Source organism: Paractinoplanes polyasparticus (genome assembly GCF_019710575.1).
Taxonomy (GTDB): Bacteria; Actinomycetota; Actinomycetes; order Mycobacteriales; family Micromonosporaceae; genus Actinoplanes; species Actinoplanes polyasparticus.
In genome coordinates this window covers 15,117-33,395 of the sequence record NZ_JAHWFK010000026.1, presented here as the reverse complement: position 1 = coordinate 33,395, position 18,279 = coordinate 15,117, and the positions used below count along the sequence as shown (strand labels likewise).

Sequence of the window (18,279 nt, the reverse complement as noted above, 5' to 3'; positions counted from 1 at the left end):
GGGTATGCAGGCCGCACGAGGAATGGGCAGCGGTCGGCTATGCATCTCGCCAGCGCCGCGGTGGTGGTGGAACACGTCCCCGGGGGCGTCGGGTGGAAGGGCATCGCCGGGGAATCGGCGGGCCGCTGGGCGCTTGGGTGGCAGCGGCTCTCGGGATCGGCCCGGGTGCCGGTGGCCGCTTGCCTTTGCGACGGCCAGATCCGGATCACGCGTTCCTGGCGGTCGCCTACGGCGAGCAATCGCTGGAGCTGAATTTCTCGTGGGGCTCATGCCGCGCCGCCAGTTCGTGGGGATGCCACGACGCCCGCATCCCTGGAAGGCGCGGGATGCGGGCCACGCGAGTGCGTCAGGCGTCCGGTTTCCGCGAGGCTGCCGGACTGGTGTCACGGAGAGGTCGGACACGTGCAGGTGGCTCCTGCGTCCGAGCTTCCCGGTCCCAGTCGCCGGCATGTCGAGGTTTCACCACGCCACGTCTTCGAAGCGTTCGAAATCGGCGCTGGATTGCCGCGTCGGCCTCTTGGTCGGCAGCGAGCAGCGCCACCCGCCCGTCCCGACGGGCACTCCTGGGGGAACCACGAATGACCTCTATCGAACCACCACCCGACGGCGCGACGCCGATCAGCGCAGCCAGGTCCCGTCCGGCCGAAGGGCGGAAAACCACCGGAGCGGAAACGCCGCCGAGCCGGCCCCAGCCTGTCGGCACCTCAACGGAATCGGCCGCGCCTCGGGGAGTTGAACCTCGGGCAACGGTCAATCCAACATCGGCGACCAGCTCGGCTCAGCCAGTCAGCCCGCCAACGCCGGACAGACCGACAGCACCAACCACATCGGCCAATGCGGAGGATTCACCAGATTCGGCCAGGCCAACGGCACCAACCAGGTCAGCAAGGACGAGCGGTTCACCCAACCCAGCCAAGCCAACAACGCCAACCACGTCGGCGAAGGTGAGCGGCTTACCAAGACCAGCCAGACCCACGGCGCCGACTGCATCGGCGAATGCGGAGGGTTCATCGAAGCGAGCCAGACCGAGGATGCCAACCACACCAGTAAAGGCGGGCGGGGCGCCGAAGCCGGCCAGGTCAACAACGCCAGCGACGACTGATGCTTCTACAAGCCCCATCAGACCGACAGCACCAACCACGTCGGCGGCGACCAGCGGTCCGACAGTGCCAGCCGGACCGACAGTGCCAGCCGGACCGACAGTGCCAGCCGGACCGACAGTGCCAGCCGGACCGACAGTGCCAGCCGGACCGGCGAACACGAACGGCTCACCACGCCCCACCAGACCAACAACACCAACCACGTCAGCGGCGACCAGCGGCCCGCCAGAGCCGGCCGGGCCTACAGCGCCGGCCGGATTGGTTGAGGGAGTGGGGGTGGCGGGGCTGCTCAACGCGGCTGGGCTGGTTGGTGAGGGCCGTGGGCTTGCGGCGGTGAACCTCATGGATCACTTGAATGATCGGCCCGGGTGGAAGTGCCTTGCGTGTGGGGAGCCCTGGCCATGCGCTACGGCGCAGGAGCGGCTGATCGAGGAGTTCTGGGCCTTTCCGTCGATACTCACGATCTATTTGACCGCCCAGATGTATGACGCCCTCGGGGATCTTGTGGCTGATGGGCAGATGGCGCCGGCCAACCTGTTCGAGCGGTTCGTCGCGTGGGCCCGGAAGGCTGCTGTTGCCCCGGAGGGTGATGACGAGGGGCGGTCCGCCGGCTGATGACCCGCAACAGTGACCGGTGACTAGGGCGCCCGCCGTGCCTGGGTTGCCGTTGGCCGCTCGACGGTGGTGGCGGCTGGGCGCGGCGAGCGGAAGAACGGGCGACGGTGGGGCCGTGCGCGGGGTGCTTTGGGCACCTCGTGGTGCGGCTTTTACCGCCGCCCGTCCTGCCGCCCGATCAAGTCTCAGCCTTCTCAGTGCGGCAGGGTTATCATACCTACATGGCTCCGTACGTACAATCCGATGGAACATCGTGGTCACGTAGACTGGCTGGCATGATCGATCCGTCTGCGGACCGTGCGGTCTTTCGCCAGCTGGCTGATCTGTTGCGCAACCAGATCGAGTCCGGGGAGCTGGGGCCCGGTGAGCCGCTGCCCAGCGAGCTGCGTCTCGCGCAGGAATACGGGATCAGCCGCACCACCGTCCGCCAGGCGATCGGCCAGCTGCGCACCGAAGGACTGGTGACCGTCGACCGGCCTCGCGGCACCTTCGTCCGCGTGCCCGAACCGATCGAGGTCATCGCGCTGGCCCGCGGCGACCGCGCCGGCGCCCGCATGCCCACCGACGCCGAGCGCCGCAAATACCGCCTCGGCGAGGGTGTGCCCGTCCTGGTCGTGACCAGCAGCGACGGCACCGAGACCGTCCACCCCGCCGACCGCGTGCAACTCACCCGCCCGTAGCAACTGCCGAACGCGACACCGGCCCACATAGCCGATGCTGCGCTGTGAGGGCCGGCAACGGTGGGCGCGGCCGGGCGGGTGATTCCCGCACCCAGAGCAGGCGCGCGCTCGATGAACGCATGACCCTCACCACCGTTTCCGGAAACCGCAGCGGTCCACATGGCGCTGCCCTCGCGGGGGTGTCGCAGGCTTGCGGTGGCCGCCGTGCCTCCCTTGTCCGAACCGGCTACCCGGATCGAGCCGGCTAACCGAATCAGGCTGCGCTCGCCGTACTGCCGCTGGCCCTCAGCTCCGCCCGCTGGGCACCTGTTCGAGGGCAAGCTGGGCGCGGCAGCCGCACTCGCCGACGAGGTCAAGACCATCAGGCCAGGCCAGCAGACCAGAGCAAGGCCGGCTAACCGGACCAGGCCGGCAGACGGGACCAGGCCGGCAGACGGGACCAGGCCGGCAGACGGGACCAGGCCGGCAGACTGAGCCACGCAGGCAAACTGGGCTGGGCCGCCGGCTCGGGCATGGCGGCTTGCAGCAGCGTCATCGGCATCGCGGCGACCAGCTCGTTTGTTCTTGAGCCCGGCGTGGATCGCCGCCTGCACCGCGAGATCGACGTCGGCGTTACTTGCGGGTGCGGCGGGTGTGGCCGCGGCCCGTGTGCCACGACTCGATGACCAGGTGGTCGGCGGGATCGCCCACATAGGTCAGCACCACCTCGTGGATGTCGATGCGGAACAGGCCCGCGTCGTCGCCGTGCGGCCAGTCGGGCGGGTGCGGCAGCTCGGTCACGACGCCGGCCAGTTTGGCGTCGCCGGGGCCGGCCCCGGGGTTGTCGTGCGGCGGTTCGAGCGTGGGGGCGTGCATCGCGATGCGCGGATCGCGGCGGATGTCGCGCAGCTTCACCGAATCGGCCATCATGCCGAAGGTGAGCTCGCCGTCTTGAAAGGCGGCCTCGCTCGCGCTGATGCGAGGGGAACCGTCGCGCCGGAGCGTGGCGATCGTCTTGTTGGTGCCCGCGTCGAACAGGGCCCGCACCCGTTGGGCGAAGGCCGGTGCTTCCTTCTCGATCTCATGCCAGCTAGCCATGTCGACGACCCTAGAGCGGGGGTACGACAGAAAGTCAGAAGAGCGTGTAGCGGGACGCGGCGAGCGTGAAACCGTGGCCCGTCTCGTCGTCCTTGCAGGTCAGGCCCACATTTTCGCTGTCGCACCGGACGGAGCCGGAACGCAGCGCCTGGCCGTACTCGAGGGTCGTCTCCGACGTGCCCACCAGGGTGTCACCCGCGCAGGTAAAGGTCACGCGACCGCCCGTCACGGCCAGGCCGTTCCCCCAGTCGAGTTCGCAGTCCGCCGGCTTGGCGGGCGGCTTCCAGGTCTTGCGGACGATGTCGCAGCGCACCTCGGAATCGTTGAGCGCGCACGCGATGTTCTGCGACGGCGTACGGAACATCGCCTCATCCACCACTGCCGCCTCGACCGGCGTGGGGCCGGGGCCGCCGAAACCGACGTTCGCCGAGGGAAACGAGGACGGGTCGGGATCCGGGCTGTCCCCGGTCGAGGACCCGGACGGGGAACAGCCGGAGAGCGCGCCCAGCAGGGCCAGTGCGACGATGCCGCGGATCTTCGGTGCCATGGTGAGGGCAGTCTAGGAAGGTTGGGCAAGACCCGCGCGTGGCCCCTTGACGTGCCGGCCGGGAACGAAGACCGTCGACACGATGGGTACGCGGGACTTGCACGAACGACTGCCGCACGCGCTGCGCGAGGCGGTGGACGAATTCGGCCATCACCTGGTCCGGGTCGACAACCGCTCCGAGCAGACCGTCCGGGCCTACGTCAGCGACGTCGTCTCGCTGCTCGACCACGCCGCCGGCTCCGGCGTCACGACACTCGCCGAGGTGGACCTCGCGCTGCTGCGCGGCTGGTTGGCCGCGCGCATGCGGCAGGGGGCGGCCCGCGCCTCGCAGGCCCGCCGGGCCGCCGCCGCCCGCGCCTTCACCGCATGGGCCTTCCGCGGCGGCCGCATCGCCTCCGACCCGGGCGCTCACCTGGCCAGCCCGAAGCCGCACCGCACCCTGCCCACCGTGCTGCGCGCCGACCAGGCCGCCACGCTGGTCGAGACGGCCGGGCCGGACGAGACCGAGGGCGTACGCGACCGGGCCGTCCTGGAACTGCTCTATGCCACCGGTGTGCGGGTCAGCGAGCTCTGCGGCCTCGATCGCACCGACCTGGACGAGGCCCGCCGGGTCGTGCGCGTCTTCGGCAAGGGCGCCAAGGAACGCGCCGTCCCCTACGGCCTGCCCGCCCAGCGCGCGCTCGACGACTGGCTGCGCCACGGGCGCCCGAATCTGGCCACCGAAGCGAGCGGCGACGCGCTCTTCCTAGGCGTGAAGGGCGGCCGCTTGCAGCAGACGGTGGTGCGCCGCATCGTCGACGGCGCCGCCCGGGCCGCCGGTCTGCCGCACACCAAGCCGCACGACCTGCGCCACTCGGCCGCCACCCACCTGCTCGACGGCGGGGCCGACCTGCGCGCCGTGCAAGACCTGCTGGGGCACTCGTCGCTGTCGAGCACGCAGATCTACACGCACGTCTCCACCGAGCGCCTGCGGGCGGCCTTCAAACAAGCGCACCCCCGCGCCTGACCCCGTACGATCGGAATGTGAGCGCCCCCGAACCGCCCGTGACCATCCCCGGCGCCCGCCTCCTGTTCTCGATCGATCCCGGGGTGTCCTATCTCAACCACGGGTCGTTCGGCGCCGTGCCGATCGGGGTGCAGCGCGCCCAGCAACGCCTGCGCGACGAGATCGAGTCGAATCCGCTGCGCTTCTTCGCCCAGGGGCTGAGCGACCGCGTCATCCACACGCGACGCCACCTCGCCTCCTTCCTGGGCGCCGACCCCGAGCTCAGCGCCCTGGTGCCCAACACGACGACCGCCGTCTCGCTCGTGCTCAACTCGATAAAGCTCGAGCCGGCCGACGAGGTGTTGCTGAGCGACCACAGCTACGGCGCGGTGGCGATGGCCGCCCGCCGCCGCTGCCGCCGCTCGGGCGCGACCGTGCGGACCGTCGCGCTGCCGATGCCCGCCACCGACGCCGAACTGGTCAGCCGGGTGCGCGCCGCCCTGCGCCCGGGACGCACCAAACTGCTGATCATCGATCAGCTGTCGTCGGCGACGGCGATGGCCTTCCCCGTCCGTGAGATCGTCGCGGCCGCGCACGAGCACGACATTCCGGTGCTGGTCGACGCGGCGCACGTCCCCGGCATGCTGCCGGTCGAGGTGGCCTCGATCCGGGCCGACTTCTGGGTCGGCAACCTGCACAAGTGGGCCTTCGCCCCGCGGGGCACGGCGTTGCTCTCGGTCGCCCCGGAATGGCGCCGCCGGATCGAGCCGCTGGTCGTCTCGTGGGATCAGGACCAGGGCTATCCGCACGCCGTCGAGTCTCAGGGCACCATCGACTACACCCCCTGGCTCGCCGCCCCGACCGGGCTGTTCACGCTGCGCTCGCTCGGCTGGGACGAAGTGCGGACCCACAACGCCGCCCTCGCCGCCTACGGTCAGCGGGTGGTGGCCGAGGCGCTCGAGGTGCCTGCGGACGAGTTGCCCTGGCCGAGCGTGCCCGGCGTCTCGATGCGGATCGTGCCGCTGCCGGCGGGCCTGGCCACCACGATGCCCGAGGCCCACGCGCTGCGCGAGCACATCGCGGGCAAGCTGGCCGTCGAGACCGCCGTGAACGCCTGGGGCGGCCGTGGGCTGCTGCGCCTGAGCGCGCAGGTCTACAACCGGGCCGAGGAGTACGACCGGTTCGCCGAGCGCCTGCCCGCACTGCTGCACGACTACCGCGCCTGATCGAGGGGCAGCAGCCGCACCCGGCCCAGCCCGAGCAGGGCGAGCGGGTCGAGATAGAGCGGGCCCCGCCGCAGCCCCCAGTGCAGGCAGGCAACCTGGGGACAGCCGTGGTGGCCGGCCTCGAGCCGCCCGATCGGGTCGCCACGGACCACGACCGTGCCCAGGTCGACAGTGGCCGTCACCGGCTCGTAGGTTGTGCGCAGCCCACCGGCGTGGCCCACGCTGACGACACCGCGGCCCGCGATCGTGCCGGCGAACAGCACCGTGCCCGCCCCCGCCGCCCGCACCACCGCCGAAGGCGGTGCGGCGATGTCGATACCGCGGTGCCCGGGCAGCCAGGGCCGCGCGGGCGGGTCGAAGGGCCGGACGACGGCGGGCGGCGCGACCGGCCACCCGAAGGACGTGACAACCAGCAGGATCAGCAGACGAAGCATGCCGACAATCTGCCGCACCGGACCCACCAAAAACGGGCCTGTGGATAACCCCGGCCAACCGCCCCTGAAACGGACTGACGGCTGTGGATCAGTTGCCGAAGCCGGGTTCGTCGGGCAGCGAGATGTCGGGCTTCTCGAGCTCTTCGACGTTGACGTCCTTGAACGTCATCACCCGCACGTTCTTGACGAACCGGGCCGGGCGGTACATGTCCCAGACCCAGGCGTCGTGCATCTCGACCTCGAAATACACCTCGCCGTCGGAGTTGCGCACGTGCAGGTCGACCTGATTGGCCAGGTAGAACCGGCGCTCCGTCTCCACCACGTAGGAGAACTGGCGGACGATGTCGCGGTACTCCCGGTAGAGCTGCAGCTCCATCTCGGTCTCGTACTTCTCGAGATCCTCTGCGCTCATCGCTTCTCGCCCTCCATGGCCTCATCTTCCCCCACCGACGGCGACGGCTGAGGCTGCTCGCCCGACGCCACGCCGACGGTACTCCCAGGGGTCTCCGGAAGCACCAGGGACGCGGTGGCGGATGCATCAAACAGTACTGGTTGAACCGACTCGGGCGACACGCGCTGCACCGGCCGGCGCGCCCGCGGCGGACGGTTGCCGCGGCCCGAGACGGCGGCGACGTTCACGTACGAGAACCTGTGCTCGGTACAGGGGCCGTGCTGCTTCAACGCGGCGCTGTGCTCCTCGGTGATGTAGCCCTTGTGCACCGCGAACCCGTAGTCGGGAAACTGGTCGTGCATCTCGACCATGATGCGGTCCCGGGTGACCTTGGCCAGCACGCTCGCCGCCGCCACGCAGGCGGCCACCCGGTCACCCTTCCAGACCGCCAGCCCGGGCACACCCAAGCCGTCGACCGGGAACCCGTCGGTCAGCACGTATTCCGGCGGGGTGCTCAGCAACGCCAGAGCCCGGCGCATCGCGGCCAGGTTGCAGACGTGCAGCCCGCGCGCATCGACCTCGGTCGCCGGGACGATGACCACCGACCAGGCCAGCGCCCGCTCGACGACCTGCTCGTAGACGCGCTCGCGGGCGGCCGGGGTCAGCAGCTTGGAGTCGGCCAGTTCCTCGATCTCGCCGCGCTTGCCCTCGGGCAGCACGGCCGCGGCGGCCACGAGCGGCCCGGCGCAGGCGCCCCGGCCGGCCTCGTCGGCCCCGGCCACCTGACGGAAGCCGCGGCGCTGCAGCGCGCGTTCGAGCGCGTACAGGCCGCCCTCGCGGCGGACCACGGTGCGGGGTGGGGCCAGCATCAGGGCAACCGCCGCAACAGGTCGGCGAGCTCGACCGGGAAGATCGACTCGGCGCTGGCGTCGATCTCGTCGGCCGACCACCAGCGGTGCGCGGTGATGGTCGCCTTCTCCTCCTCGTCCATGCCGGCGAAGTCGACCTGCCAGCCGGGGACGCGGAGAACGAAGAATTCCTGTTCCTGGCTGTACTGCCGGCCGCCGTAGCTGAACTCGGTCAGCTGGCGCCAGAAGGGCTCGCCCAGGGCGCCCGCCTCGACCTCGAGGCCGACCTCTTCGAAGAGCTCGCGGGCGGCGCCCTGCGCGGGCGTCTCGCCGCTTTCCAGCCCGCCGCCGGGGGTGAACCACCAACTGGTGCCGGGACGGGCCGGGTCGCCGCCGTGGAGGAGCAGGGCCCGCCCGGCCGGGTCGACCAGCAGCACGCGGGCGGCGCGGCGTTCGACAACGGTCACGCGACCCAGCCTATTGCGCGAACAGTGGATCTTACGACTGCGGGTCGGGAATGGCGTTGAAGCCGTCCGGCACCGACAGCCACGTGGCCCGGTTCACCGGCCAGAACACGGTGAAGGCGCGGCCGACGATCGAGTCCTCGGGGATCGTGGCCTCTTGCACGTTCTCGTCGCTGTCCTGCCAGTGCTCGAGCGAGTCGCCGGAGGCGGAGCGGTGGTCGCCCATCACCCAGAGCCGGTTCGGCGGCACGGTGACCTCGAACTTGGTATCGGCCGGGTCGTCCTGGGTGCCGGCCTCGTCGGTGAAGATGTACGGCTCGTCGAGCTTGACGCCGTTGATCGTCAGCTTCTTGTCGGGGGCGGCGGGATCGTACGAGATGCGGTCGCCCGGAACGCCGATGATGCGCTTGATGAAGTCTTCGCCCTCGGCGCCCGACTGCCACGCGGCCGGCGCCTCGAAAACGATGATCTCGCCGCGGCGAGGCTCGCGGAAGTCGTAGACGAGCTTGTTGACGAGCACCCGGTCGAGCACGTTGAGCGTGTGCTCCATCGACGGGGACGGAATGTAGAACGTCTGGAGCACGAAGGCCCGGACCAGCACGGCCACCAGGACCGCCACGCCCAGAAGAATCGGAAGCTCGCGCCAGAACGAACTGCGCTTCTTTTCCGTCTGCTCGTCAATCACGAGGGGAGCCTACGTCGCCGTGTCACGAACGGCAGTCCGGAACGCGCGGATATCGCAGCACTTAACAGAAAGGGAAGGGCGAAGACCTCGGTCGCGGGATCCGGCTCGCGCACCGGAACTGTGCCCGGCGCCGCCGCGGTGGGATGGTCGGCCGCGTACGCCTTCCATTCGTCCGGCACGGAGAGGCTGGTGAAGCGGTTGCTCGGCCAGACGATGACGAATGCCCGCCCGATGATGTTGCTGATCGGCACCGGGCCCTGGCACCGCGCGTCCTGCGAGACCGCCCGATGGTCGCCCATGACGAACATCTCACCGGCTGGGACGACCACTTCGGTGAAGCGCCGGCTGGTGCACTGGTTGGGGTTCGGCGGCTGATTCAGGTCGGAGTTGAATCCCTCGGCGATGTACGACTCGTCGATCCCCACGCCGTTGACCATGATCCGGCCCTTGCCGTCGCAGCAGGCGATCTTGTCGCCGGGCAGGCCGATCACCCGTTTGATGAAGTCGCGCTCCCCCGGGCGGCTGACGCCGACGAGGTCACCGATCGTGCGGCCGAGCTTGGCCGCGAACGAGTTGCTGACCGGCTCGGTCACCTCGGGCGTCCAGTTCTCGTCGCCCCGGAAGACCACGATCTCGCCCCGGATCGGGTCGCGCATGTCGTAGATGACCTTGTTGACCAGCACCCTGTCCTTGACGAGCAGGGTGTTCTCCATCGATCCGCTGGGGATGTAGAACGCCTGCACAAGGAACGTGCGGATCAGCACGGCCAGACAGAACGCCACCACCAGCAGCAGCGGCAGCTCCTGCCAGAGAGGCATCTCTTTGCGCCGGACCAATCCCTGCCGCCGCCGAGAAGCCGGGCCGTAGCCCTCGTTCGGTTCCACGCTTCGCCATCTCCCGCCGCCGACCGGCCGAACCAACCCCGGATACAGCACTACCGCCCGAGTGGCTCCCCTAACGGGGACTTACGGGCGGTAGTGCTGGAAGGGTTCACACTGATCCCATCCGGCACACGGCAAGAGTAATGCGCGCATGCCCGGATCGATGAGGATCAGACGGTCTGCTTCTCCCGAAGCTCCTTGATCTTGGCCTTCTTGCCGCGGAGCTCGCGCAGGTAGTAGAGCTTGGCCCGGCGGACGTCACCGCGGCTCACGACCTCGATCTTGTCGATCGCCGGGCTGTTGAGCGGGTAGGTCCGCTCGACGCCGACGCCGAAGCTGATCTTGCGGACCTTGAAGGTCTCGCGGAGGCCGGCGCCCTGGCGGCCGATCACGACGCCCTGGAAGATCTGGACGCGGGAACGGTTACCTTCGACGACCCGGGCGAACACCTTGACGGTGTCGCCGGCCCGGAAACCGGGGAGGTCGGTGCGCTGCGACTGGGCGTCGAGAGCGTCCAGCGTGTTCATCGCTGCATCCTCGTTATTCGTGGCGCATCGGGAGTTCGATGCGCGGCTGGGTACTTCTGATCCCCCACGACTGAAGGGGACCCTCGGCCTCACCCCGCGGCGCGGAACGAGGTCGGCAACCTCCCTACTTTGCCACAGAGGGAGGCGTGATCAGAAATCCACCCTCGTCGAGGGCCTTCCTGTCTTTTTTGTCCAGTTCCTCGGACGGGTAGACCGCCATCATGTCCGGCCGCCGGGACGCCGTACGCAGCAAGCTCTGATCCCGCCGCCAGCGCGCGATCCGGCCGTGATCGCCGGAGCGCAGCACCTCGGGCACGTCCATCGAGCGCCACGACGCCGGCTTGGTGTAGACGGGCGCCTCGAGCAGCCCGGCCGCGTGCGACTCCTCGGTCAGCGAGTCTGCGTTGCCCAGCACCCCGGGCAGCAGCCGGACGATCGCCTCCATGATCACGATGACCGCGACCTCGCCCCCGAACAGCACGTAGTCGCCGAGCGAAACCTCCCGCACCGGCATCCGGGTGTCCGCGTCGTCGATCACCCGCTGGTCGATCCCCTCGTACCGCCCGCAGGCGAAGATCAACTTGTCCGAGGCGGCCAGCTCGTGGGCGTCGGCCTGGGTGAACGGCTTGCCCACGGGCGACGGCACGATCAGCGTGCCCGGCCCGACCGCGTCGAGCGCCTGCCCCCACGGTTCCGGCCGCATCACCATGCCCGGCCCACCCCCGTACGGGGTGTCGTCCACCGTGCGATGCACGTCCGAGGTCCAGGTGCGCAGATCGTGCACGGCCACGTCGAGCAGCCCGGTCTGCCGCGCCTTGCCGATCAGCGACAGGTCGAGCGGGCCGAAGTAGTCCGGGAAGATGGAGATGATGTCGACGCGCATCTAGAGATCCAGCAGACCCTCGGGCAGGTCGACGACGATCCTGCCGCCGGCCACGTCGACGGTCGGGACCATGGCGCTCACGAAGGGGATCAACGCCGTACCGCCGCCGGTCTTCTTCAGCACGATGAGGTCGGAGGACGGCGCGTGCTCGATCCGCTCCACCGAACCGTGCACCGTGCCGTCGGCCGACTCGACCCGGAGCCCGACCAACTGGTGGTCGTGGAACTCGTCAGGGTCGTCCGGGGGCGTCAGCTCGTCGCTGTCGACCTGCAGGAAGACGCCGCGCAGCTCCTCGGCGACGTTGCGGTCGTAGATGTTCTCGAAGACCGCGATGCCGCGCCCCTGATGCCAGCGGATCGACTCGAGCACGAGCTGCTTGGGCACATCGAACTTGACGCCGGAAACGGCCGCCGGGCCGGTGCTCACGCGGCGGTCCCGGGGGACCTCCGTCACGAACACCGACCCGGGGACAAAACGTTCTTCCGGTTCGTCGGTCCGCACGACCACCGAGACCTCGCCCCGGATACCGTGCGGCTTACCGATCTGACCGACTACAAGGAGCACTCGAACTTCCTTTTCAGCGAAGCCGTCCGGAAAGCTCGGGTCAGTACGCGTCGACGATGTCGACGCGGATGCCGCGCCCACCGATCGACCCGATGACCTGCCGCAGGGCCTTGGCCGTGCGCCCGCCGCGCCCGATGACCGTTCCCAGGTCCTCCGGGTGCACACGAACCTCGAGCCGCTTGCCGCGACGCGAGTCGACCAGTCGCACCCGGACGTCGTCCGGATTGTCGACGATGCCCTTGACGAGGTGCTCCAGCGCCGGCCGGAGCGCCCCGTCAGCTCGCGTCGGCGCCGGCACCGGCCGGGTCCTCTGCGGTCTCGGCGACGGCCTCGCGGTTGGGCTCGGCGCGGTCGGCAACCTTCGTCTGGTCCGGCTTGGCCTCGGCAGCCTCCGGAGCAGCGGCGACCTTCTCCGCGGTCTTGGCCGGAGCCTTCTTGGGGGTCTTGGCCGGGGTGTCGGCGACACCGGCGGCGGACTTGGCCTCGGCCTCGTACAGCTCGGTGCGGGACTGCTTCGGCTCCGCCACCAGCAGCGGCGGCGGGGCGGGAAGGCCCTTGAACTGCTGCCAGTCGCCGGTCTTCTCGAGGATGCGCTGCACGGCCTCGCTCGGCTGCGCGCCGACGGAGAGCCAGTACTGCACGCGCTCGGACTTGACCTGGATGACCGAGGGGTGTTCCTTCGGCTGGTAGATGCCGACGTACTCGATGGCGCGGCCGTCGCGCTTGGTGCGCGAGTCGGCGACGACGATGCGGTACTGCGGGTTGCGGATCTTGCCCATCCGCAGGAGCCGGATCTTAACGGCCACGGTTCTCTTCGCTCCTGATGACTACGAGGTGAGGCAGGGCACTCCCGTGGGGACAGAAATGCTGATGTCTCATGGACTGGCAGCACGGAGGGGTTAGAGGGCGCCTCACGCGAGCCGGATACCAGGGGACCATTCTGCCAGACGGAAGGGGGTTGCTCCCAATCGGCCTCGGAAAAGTCAACTTCAAGGTCAAGAGCGCGGTCGAGGCCGAGAGCAACTTCAAAGTCAAGGGCTGGACGTCGTAGCGGGGCGGTGGGTACAGACCGTCGCTCACGCCGAGGGTCGCTTCGCTCCACGTGCGTGAGTGGTTGCGCTCGCAACCCCCTGTGGAAAAGTGTCCCGCCTGTGGACAACGCACCGCCGGCCGAGGCGAAAACCGCTAGGTTCCCCACCCTGGGTGGGGCGGTGGGGAAGAAGTGAAGATCGAGAAGCAAACGGTCAGGTGCGGGCCACGATCGGGCGGTCCCAGCCGGCGGGCAGTTCCGTCGGGACGGGCCAGGACGGGTCGGGGTCGAAGTCGCGCCACGTGCCGTCGAAGGGGAACTCGGCGGCCTCGATCAGCTTGATCACCCGATGGCCCTCAGCCCACACGGCAGCCTCGTCGGGGACCCAGTAGAGGTCAGGGCGCGCGAGACGCTCGGCGAACTCGTCCTCGTCCTTCCAGCGCCAGCTCAGATCGGGGTCGGCCACGATGTCGAGGTCCTGGTCGATGACGTCGATGCCGGCCACCTCGCCGTCGTCCCAGCGGACGGCGGACTCCTCGAGGTTGATGTAGTAGTTCTTGAACTCGTCGGTCTCGCTGCGGAACAGCCAGACCGAGTGATCGGCATCCGTGGGAAAGAAACGCAGCAGGCCGGGGCCGCGCCATGTGGCGAGCGTCATCTTCTTGGGCTCGGCCTCCCACGCCACGAACGACGGCATGTCGCGGGGACCGCGGCCGTCCGCCGTCGTCTCGATCGCGACCGCCGAACCGCTGGCCACCCACAGGAGCAGCCCGCGCTCGTCGTCGGAGACCACCCGGGCCGGGTGCACGAAGCCGAGTCGGCCCCGGTGGGTGTCGCGGTGCAGAACGAGCCGGCCGGGCTCGAAGCCCATCAGTAGGAACGGGCCAGGATGGCGACCAGGCCGGGTTCCTCGTCGGAGTCGGGCATGGTGCCGTCGGCACGGGTCAGGCAGCGGACCGTGACGGCCTTGCCGTTGGCCTCTTTCTCGCCCGCCTCGCCCACGGCCGACCACGGCACCCGCGCCCAGCCGGTCTGCGCGGCCTCGATCGCCTCGCCCAGCGTCTTGACCTCGACCGTGTTCGCCTCGCGGAACGCCACCGCCTCGTCGTAAAGGCGCTGCTGGTCGGCCTTGAGAGCGCTGGTCACCGCGCCCAGCACGTCGCCGAGCGGGGTCGGGGTCTTGGACCCGTCGATCCGCCGCGCGATCGTGACGCTGCCGTTGGCCAGGTCACGCGGGCCGACCTCGATGCGGATGGGCACACCCTGCAGCTCGGCGTCGACGGCGCGGCGGCCGAACGGGATGTCGGCCCGGTCGTCGAGTTTCACCCGTACGCCGGACGCCTTCAGCTCGTCGCGCAGCCGGCTCGCCGCCTCGACGACGCCCTCGCCCGCCTTGACCACCATGACCTGCACCTGGATGGGCGCGAGGCGCGGCGGCAGCCGTAGGCCGTTGTCGTCGCCGTGCACCATGATGAGGCCGCCCATCATGCGGGTCGACGTGCCCCACGAGGTCGTCCAGGCGTGCTCGACCTTGCCGTCCTTCGACGAGTACGTGATGTCGAAGGCCTTGGCGAAGTTCTGGCCCAGCTCGTGCGAGGTGCCCATCTGGAGCGCCTTGGTGTCGCCCATCATGGCCTCGACGGTCATGGTGTTGGTGGCGCCGGCGAAACGCTCGCCCTTGGTCTTGCGGCCGGGCACGACCGGCACGGCCAGCAGCTCCTCCATGAACGCCTGGTAGACGTTCTTGTGGATGTTGCGGGCGTGCTCCCGCGCGTCGGCCTCGGTGGCGTGCGCGTCGTGCCCCTCCTGCCAGAGGAACTCGGTGGTGCGCAGGAACGTGCGCGGCCGCAGTTCCCACCGCACGACGTTGGCCCACTGGTTGAGCAGCAGCGGCAGGTCACGGTACGAGTCGACCCACTTGGCCATGAACTCGCCGATCACGGTCTCGCTGGTCGGGCGGACCACCAGGGGCTCGGCCAGCTGCTTGCCGCCGGCGTGGGTGACCACGGCCAGCTCGGGCGAGAAGCCCTCGACGTGGTCGGCCTCGCGGCGCAGGTAGCTCTCGGGGATGAACAGCGGGAAGTAGGCGTTCTGCACGCCCTCTTCCTTGATGCGCACGTCCATGTCGGCCTGCATGCGCTCCCAGATGGCCCAGCCGACGGGCCGGATGACCATGGTGCCGCGCACCGGGCCGTTGTCGGCCAGCTGCGCCTTGGCGATCAGGTCCTGGTACCAGCGGGGGAAGTCCTCCGCGCGGGGAGTGAGCACACGAGCCATGAGGCGACATCCTAGTCGTGCCGGCTCCGCAACCTACCGGGCGGGCAAGGCGTGTCCTAGGTGGAAGGGCGGTGCACGGTGAAAGACGCAGACGAGTTCGACAACTTCTACCGGGACACATCCCGGCGCCTGGCCCGCTACGCGTACGGGCTGACCGGCGACCCGGCCGACGCGCAAGACCTCGTGCAGGAGGCGTACGCCCGGGCCTGGCAGCGCTGGCGGCAGCTCTCGGGCTACGAGGATCAGGAGGCGTGGCTGCGCCTGGTGGTCAACCGGCTCTCGGCCGACCGCTGGCGCCGTCTCGGCGTACGCCGGGCCCGCGCCGCCGCCGAACGACCGCCGTTACCCGCCGCGCCGCCCTCCGAGGACACCGTGCTGCTGATCCGCGCCCTGCGCACCCTGCCGATGGTCCATCGCCGGGCCTTGGCCCTGCACTACCTGCTCGACCGTTCCATCGCCGAGATCGCCGCCGAGACCGGGGCGTCCACCGGCACCGTGAAGTCCTGGCTGTCCCGCGGCCGGACCGGCCTGGCGGCGGTCCTCGGCGACGAGCGCGCGCCGGAAGGAGCCCGAGATGCCCGCTGACCTGGATGACCTGTTCGTCGGCCTGGCCCGTGCGGCCGACGCCGTCCCGCTCGGGGCGGCCGAGCGGGCCCGCTGCCGGGGCCGGCAACGCAACCGCAACCAGGCCGTGCTGGCGGCCGCCGTCGTGTTGCTGGTCGCCGTGGGGGTGGTGGCCGGCCTGCGCCCGCAGCGGCACGATGCTCAGCCGGTCGCGCCGGTCCGGCCGCTGACCGAGGTGGGGTCGCCGATCGAGTTCGGCGGGAAGGCTTCTGCCGCGTACTCGACGATCGCCGGGGAACGCTCCTTCACCGCCTGGCGGTCCGCGGACGGCACGGTCCGGGTCGTCGCGCAAGACCTGCACACCGCCGCAGTGGCGTGGCCGGCCCGCTCGCTCGGCCGGTTCGACGACTTCGCCAGCGTCACCGCGGTGCCCCAGGCCCTGCTGGTCTTCGTCGTCCCGGACAGCGACGCCGTGCCGCTGAACGACATCTACCCGGACCGGGAGATCCACGTGCTCGATCCGGCCACCGGGCGGGAACGCTGGAAGGTGAAGAGCGCGGTCGCCGACAGCCTGCTGGTCAACGACCGCGGGCTGGTGCGGACCGAGGCCGGGACGGGCCGGACCGAGGCGTTCGACTGGTCGACCGGGGCGACCCTGTGGTCGGTGCCGGCCGGCGCCGACCGGGCGCAGTACACGGTCGGCATGCGGACCGCGAACGACGAGGACATCACCCGCCAGACCGACGACCGGATGGTGCAGGTGACGAAGAGCGGCCAGGTGCGGGTGGTGGACACGACCGACGGCCGGCTGCTGAAGACGACCACGATTCCGGCGCCGGGTCAGGGCTATACCTTCATCGCGTACGAGGGCTGGCTCTTCAACAACGAGCGGTCGGCCGGAGTGACCAGCCCCTTCCGGGTCCGCGCGACCGACCTGTCGAGCGGGAACTCGTCCGTGCTGCTCGACCTGCCGGCCGGGCACGAGGTGGGCTCCCTGTGGCCGTGCGGGTCGGGGCGGCTCTGCGTGTCCGAGACCGACCGGGACGTGAACACGACGGTCCGGGCGATCGAGGTGGCCGGCGGGCAGCAGCTCTGGCAGATGGCCGGTCCCCGGGGCGGCGCGTACGGCTTCTCGATGCGCGGCTACTCGATGCTCGCCGGCAACGAGGCCACGCTGCTCGACCCGTCCGGGCGACCGGTCACCGCGATCACCGGTTCCGACAGCCTGCACTGGCTCGGGGACGACGGACTGCTGGTGGTCACCAAGGAGGGCACCGTGCAGAAGATGCGGCTCTCCGACGGCCGGACGACCACCCTGGGTCAGATGCCGGTGCCGGCGAGCATGTGCGTCAACACGGACACCCGGATCGTCTGCCCGTCCGAGACCGAGGTGAGAACCTGGAGCCTTACCGGATGACGCGGCCCTTGAGGACGATGCGGCTCGGCGCGCGGACCACTCGCAGGTCCGCGCGTGGGTCGGCCTCGTAGACGATCAGGTCGGCCAGGCCGCCCTCGACCAGGCCGGGGAAGCCGAGCCATTCACGGGCACGCCACGAGCCGGCGGCCAGGATGTCCTCGGCGGGCAGGCCGGCCTCCTCGAGGATCAGCATCTCCTCGGCGACCAGGCCGTGCCGGATGCCGCCGCCGGCGTCGGTGCCGACGTAGATGGGAACCCCGGCTTCGTGAGCGGCCCGCACGACGGCCGGGAAGCCTTCCATCAGGCGGATCATGTGGTCGGCGTACGTGTCGAACTTGTCCCGGGCCCGCTCGGCGATGCCGGCGAACGTCCGGATGTTGATCATTGTGGGCACCAGGGCGGTGCCGCGCCGGGCCATCTCGTCGATCAGGTCGAGGGACAGCCCGGTGCCGTGCTCCACGGAGTCGACGCCGGCGCGCACCATGATGTCGACGCCCTCCTCGGAGAACGTGTGCACCGCCGCCCGCACCCCGGCCGCGTGCGCCGCATCGACTGCGGCCGCCATGGTCTCGGCATCCCAGGACGGGGCGAGGTCTCCCTTGTCGCGGTGGATCCAGTCGCCGACGAGCTTCACCCACCCGTTGCCCGCCCGGGCCTGCTCGGTGACGGCAGCGCGCACGTCATCGATCCCGTCGACCTCGACACCGACGTCCCGCAGATACCGCTTCGGCGGCGCCACGTGCCGCCCGGCCCGGGCCAGACGCGGAATCTCCGGCTCGTCCTCCAGCTCGGGATAGGGATAGGGCGACCCCGCGTCCCGCAACGCCAGCACTCCCGCGTCGCGGTCGGTGACCGCCAGTTCCCGGGCCTGCTCCAGGCGGGTGATCGGCTTGGCCCCGAACGCGATTCCCAGGTGACAGTGCGCGTCAACCAGCCCCGGCACCACGAACCCGCCGTCACTGATCGTCTCAGCGTCCCTGACCGGCTCGAACGTGACCCGATCCCCCACCAGCCAAAGATCTTTCACGTCCCCGTCGGGCAGCACAGTCCCACGCACATGCAGAGCCATAGAACAGTCCTACCC

Annotated in this window: 23 protein-coding genes; 6 read left to right on the top strand and 17 right to left on the bottom strand. The window is 70.1% G+C overall.

The genetic code is table 11. From position 1 onward, the window contains the following. Positions 1–778 precede the first annotated feature (778 nt). A complete protein-coding gene (locus KXC43_RS25125) occupies positions 779–1,120 on the bottom strand; it encodes a hypothetical protein (protein WP_221378603.1) in 342 nt (113 codons plus the stop codon). A gap of 256 nt (positions 1,121–1,376) precedes the next feature. Here KXC43_RS25125 and KXC43_RS25120 point away from each other — a divergent pair, with 256 nt between their 5' ends. Together KXC43_RS25120 and KXC43_RS25115 are read left to right on the top strand one after the other, a co-directional pair. Then, positions 1,377–1,715 carry a hypothetical protein gene (locus tag KXC43_RS25120; RefSeq protein ID WP_308129242.1) on the top strand — a complete coding sequence of 113 codons (339 nt, stop codon included), beginning with the start codon at positions 1,377–1,379 and terminating at the stop codon, positions 1,713–1,715. 275 nt (positions 1,716–1,990) lie between these two features. After that, on the top strand, positions 1,991–2,395 hold the full coding sequence (locus KXC43_RS25115; RefSeq protein ID WP_221378602.1) for a GntR family transcriptional regulator: 405 nt from the start codon (positions 1,991–1,993) through the stop codon (positions 2,393–2,395). A gap of 612 nt (positions 2,396–3,007) precedes the next feature. Here the strand turns inward: KXC43_RS25115 and KXC43_RS25110 are convergent. Together KXC43_RS25110 and KXC43_RS25105 are read right to left on the bottom strand one after the other, a co-directional pair. After that, a complete protein-coding gene (locus KXC43_RS25110; RefSeq protein WP_221378601.1) occupies positions 3,008–3,472 on the bottom strand; it encodes a pyridoxamine 5'-phosphate oxidase family protein in 465 nt (154 codons plus the stop codon). Positions 3,473–3,506: 34 nt separating this feature from the next. After that, positions 3,507–4,019, bottom strand: a complete 513-nt coding sequence (locus KXC43_RS25105; protein ID WP_221378600.1) for a DUF6636 domain-containing protein — start codon at positions 4,017–4,019, stop codon at positions 3,507–3,509. Positions 4,020–4,101: 82 nt separating this feature from the next. On the opposite strand from KXC43_RS25105, the gene KXC43_RS25100 reads away from it, so the two are divergent. Together KXC43_RS25100 and KXC43_RS25095 are read left to right on the top strand one after the other, a co-directional pair. Then, the gene (locus KXC43_RS25100; RefSeq protein WP_221378599.1) at positions 4,102–5,025 is read left to right on the top strand and encodes a tyrosine recombinase XerC; all 924 of its coding nucleotides are present in this window, start codon (positions 4,102–4,104) and stop codon (positions 5,023–5,025) included. Between the two features lie 17 nt (positions 5,026–5,042). Further along, positions 5,043–6,230, top strand: coding sequence for an aminotransferase class V-fold PLP-dependent enzyme (locus KXC43_RS25095; RefSeq protein WP_221378598.1), 1,188 nt, complete (start codon positions 5,043–5,045; stop codon positions 6,228–6,230). Here KXC43_RS25095 and KXC43_RS25090 read toward each other — a convergent pair. The 13 genes from KXC43_RS25090 to proS form a co-directional block, all read right to left on the bottom strand. Continuing rightward, the gene (locus KXC43_RS25090) at positions 6,218–6,664 is read right to left on the bottom strand and encodes a murein hydrolase activator EnvC family protein (protein WP_221378597.1); all 447 of its coding nucleotides are present in this window, start codon (positions 6,662–6,664) and stop codon (positions 6,218–6,220) included. The two genes, KXC43_RS25095 and KXC43_RS25090, sit on opposite strands and share 13 nt — an antisense overlap. Positions 6,665–6,752: 88 nt before the next feature. Continuing rightward, a complete protein-coding gene (locus tag KXC43_RS25085) occupies positions 6,753–7,076 on the bottom strand; it encodes a DUF2469 domain-containing protein (RefSeq protein ID WP_221378596.1) in 324 nt (107 codons plus the stop codon). After that, positions 7,073–7,924, bottom strand: a complete 852-nt coding sequence (locus KXC43_RS25080) for a ribonuclease HII (RefSeq protein ID WP_221378595.1) — start codon at positions 7,922–7,924, stop codon at positions 7,073–7,075. Before KXC43_RS25080 ends, KXC43_RS25085 begins: the two co-directional genes overlap by 4 nt. Next, positions 7,924–8,370: an NUDIX hydrolase gene (locus tag KXC43_RS25075; RefSeq protein WP_221378594.1), complete on the bottom strand. Its 447-nt coding sequence runs from the start codon at positions 8,368–8,370 to the stop codon at positions 7,924–7,926. Before KXC43_RS25075 ends, KXC43_RS25080 begins: the two co-directional genes overlap by 1 nt. Positions 8,371–8,401: 31 nt before the next feature. Continuing rightward, positions 8,402–9,052 (bottom strand): signal peptidase I, encoded by a 651-nt coding sequence (gene lepB / locus KXC43_RS25070; RefSeq protein ID WP_221378593.1) that lies wholly within the window; start codon positions 9,050–9,052, stop codon positions 8,402–8,404. Continuing rightward, positions 9,049–9,936 (bottom strand): signal peptidase I, encoded by an 888-nt coding sequence (gene lepB, locus KXC43_RS25065; RefSeq protein WP_221378592.1) that lies wholly within the window; start codon positions 9,934–9,936, stop codon positions 9,049–9,051. Before lepB (KXC43_RS25065) ends, lepB (KXC43_RS25070) begins: the two co-directional genes overlap by 4 nt. A gap of 167 nt (positions 9,937–10,103) precedes the next feature. Further along, positions 10,104–10,460 carry a 50S ribosomal protein L19 gene (gene rplS, locus KXC43_RS25060; protein ID WP_221378591.1) on the bottom strand — a complete coding sequence of 119 codons (357 nt, stop codon included), beginning with the start codon at positions 10,458–10,460 and terminating at the stop codon, positions 10,104–10,106. Between the two features lie 124 nt (positions 10,461–10,584). After that, positions 10,585–11,343 (bottom strand): tRNA (guanosine(37)-N1)-methyltransferase TrmD, encoded by a 759-nt coding sequence (trmD, locus tag KXC43_RS25055; protein ID WP_221378590.1) that lies wholly within the window; start codon positions 11,341–11,343, stop codon positions 10,585–10,587. Next, the gene (gene rimM / locus KXC43_RS25050; RefSeq protein ID WP_221378589.1) at positions 11,344–11,907 is read right to left on the bottom strand and encodes a ribosome maturation factor RimM; all 564 of its coding nucleotides are present in this window, start codon (positions 11,905–11,907) and stop codon (positions 11,344–11,346) included. A 40-nt stretch (positions 11,908–11,947) separates the two neighbouring features. After that, positions 11,948–12,205, bottom strand: coding sequence for an RNA-binding protein (locus tag KXC43_RS25045; protein ID WP_014447131.1), 258 nt, complete (start codon positions 12,203–12,205; stop codon positions 11,948–11,950). Further along, positions 12,183–12,713: a 30S ribosomal protein S16 gene (gene rpsP / locus KXC43_RS25040; protein WP_221378588.1), complete on the bottom strand. Its 531-nt coding sequence runs from the start codon at positions 12,711–12,713 to the stop codon at positions 12,183–12,185. The genes KXC43_RS25045 and rpsP overlap by 23 nt, the downstream gene beginning before the upstream one ends. A 438-nt stretch (positions 12,714–13,151) precedes the next feature. Further along, on the bottom strand, positions 13,152–13,808 hold the full coding sequence (locus KXC43_RS25035) for a ribonuclease FAU-1 family protein (protein ID WP_221378587.1): 657 nt from the start codon (positions 13,806–13,808) through the stop codon (positions 13,152–13,154). Further along, positions 13,808–15,214: a proline--tRNA ligase gene (gene proS / locus KXC43_RS25030; RefSeq protein ID WP_221378586.1), complete on the bottom strand. Its 1,407-nt coding sequence runs from the start codon at positions 15,212–15,214 to the stop codon at positions 13,808–13,810. Before proS ends, KXC43_RS25035 begins: the two co-directional genes overlap by 1 nt. Before the next feature lie 78 nt (positions 15,215–15,292). Between proS and KXC43_RS25025 the strand changes: the two genes are divergently transcribed. Together KXC43_RS25025 and KXC43_RS25020 are read left to right on the top strand one after the other, a co-directional pair. After that, on the top strand, positions 15,293–15,799 hold the full coding sequence (locus tag KXC43_RS25025) for a SigE family RNA polymerase sigma factor (protein WP_221378585.1): 507 nt from the start codon (positions 15,293–15,295) through the stop codon (positions 15,797–15,799). Then, positions 15,789–17,195, top strand: a complete 1,407-nt coding sequence (locus tag KXC43_RS25020) for an outer membrane protein assembly factor BamB family protein (protein WP_221378584.1) — start codon at positions 15,789–15,791, stop codon at positions 17,193–17,195. The genes KXC43_RS25025 and KXC43_RS25020 overlap by 11 nt, the downstream gene beginning before the upstream one ends. On the opposite strand, the gene KXC43_RS25015 is transcribed toward KXC43_RS25020, so the two are convergent. Further along, positions 17,185–18,264 (bottom strand): amidohydrolase family protein, encoded by a 1,080-nt coding sequence (locus KXC43_RS25015; protein WP_221378583.1) that lies wholly within the window; start codon positions 18,262–18,264, stop codon positions 17,185–17,187. The genes KXC43_RS25020 and KXC43_RS25015 overlap by 11 nt on opposite strands. Positions 18,265–18,279 lie beyond the last annotated feature (15 nt).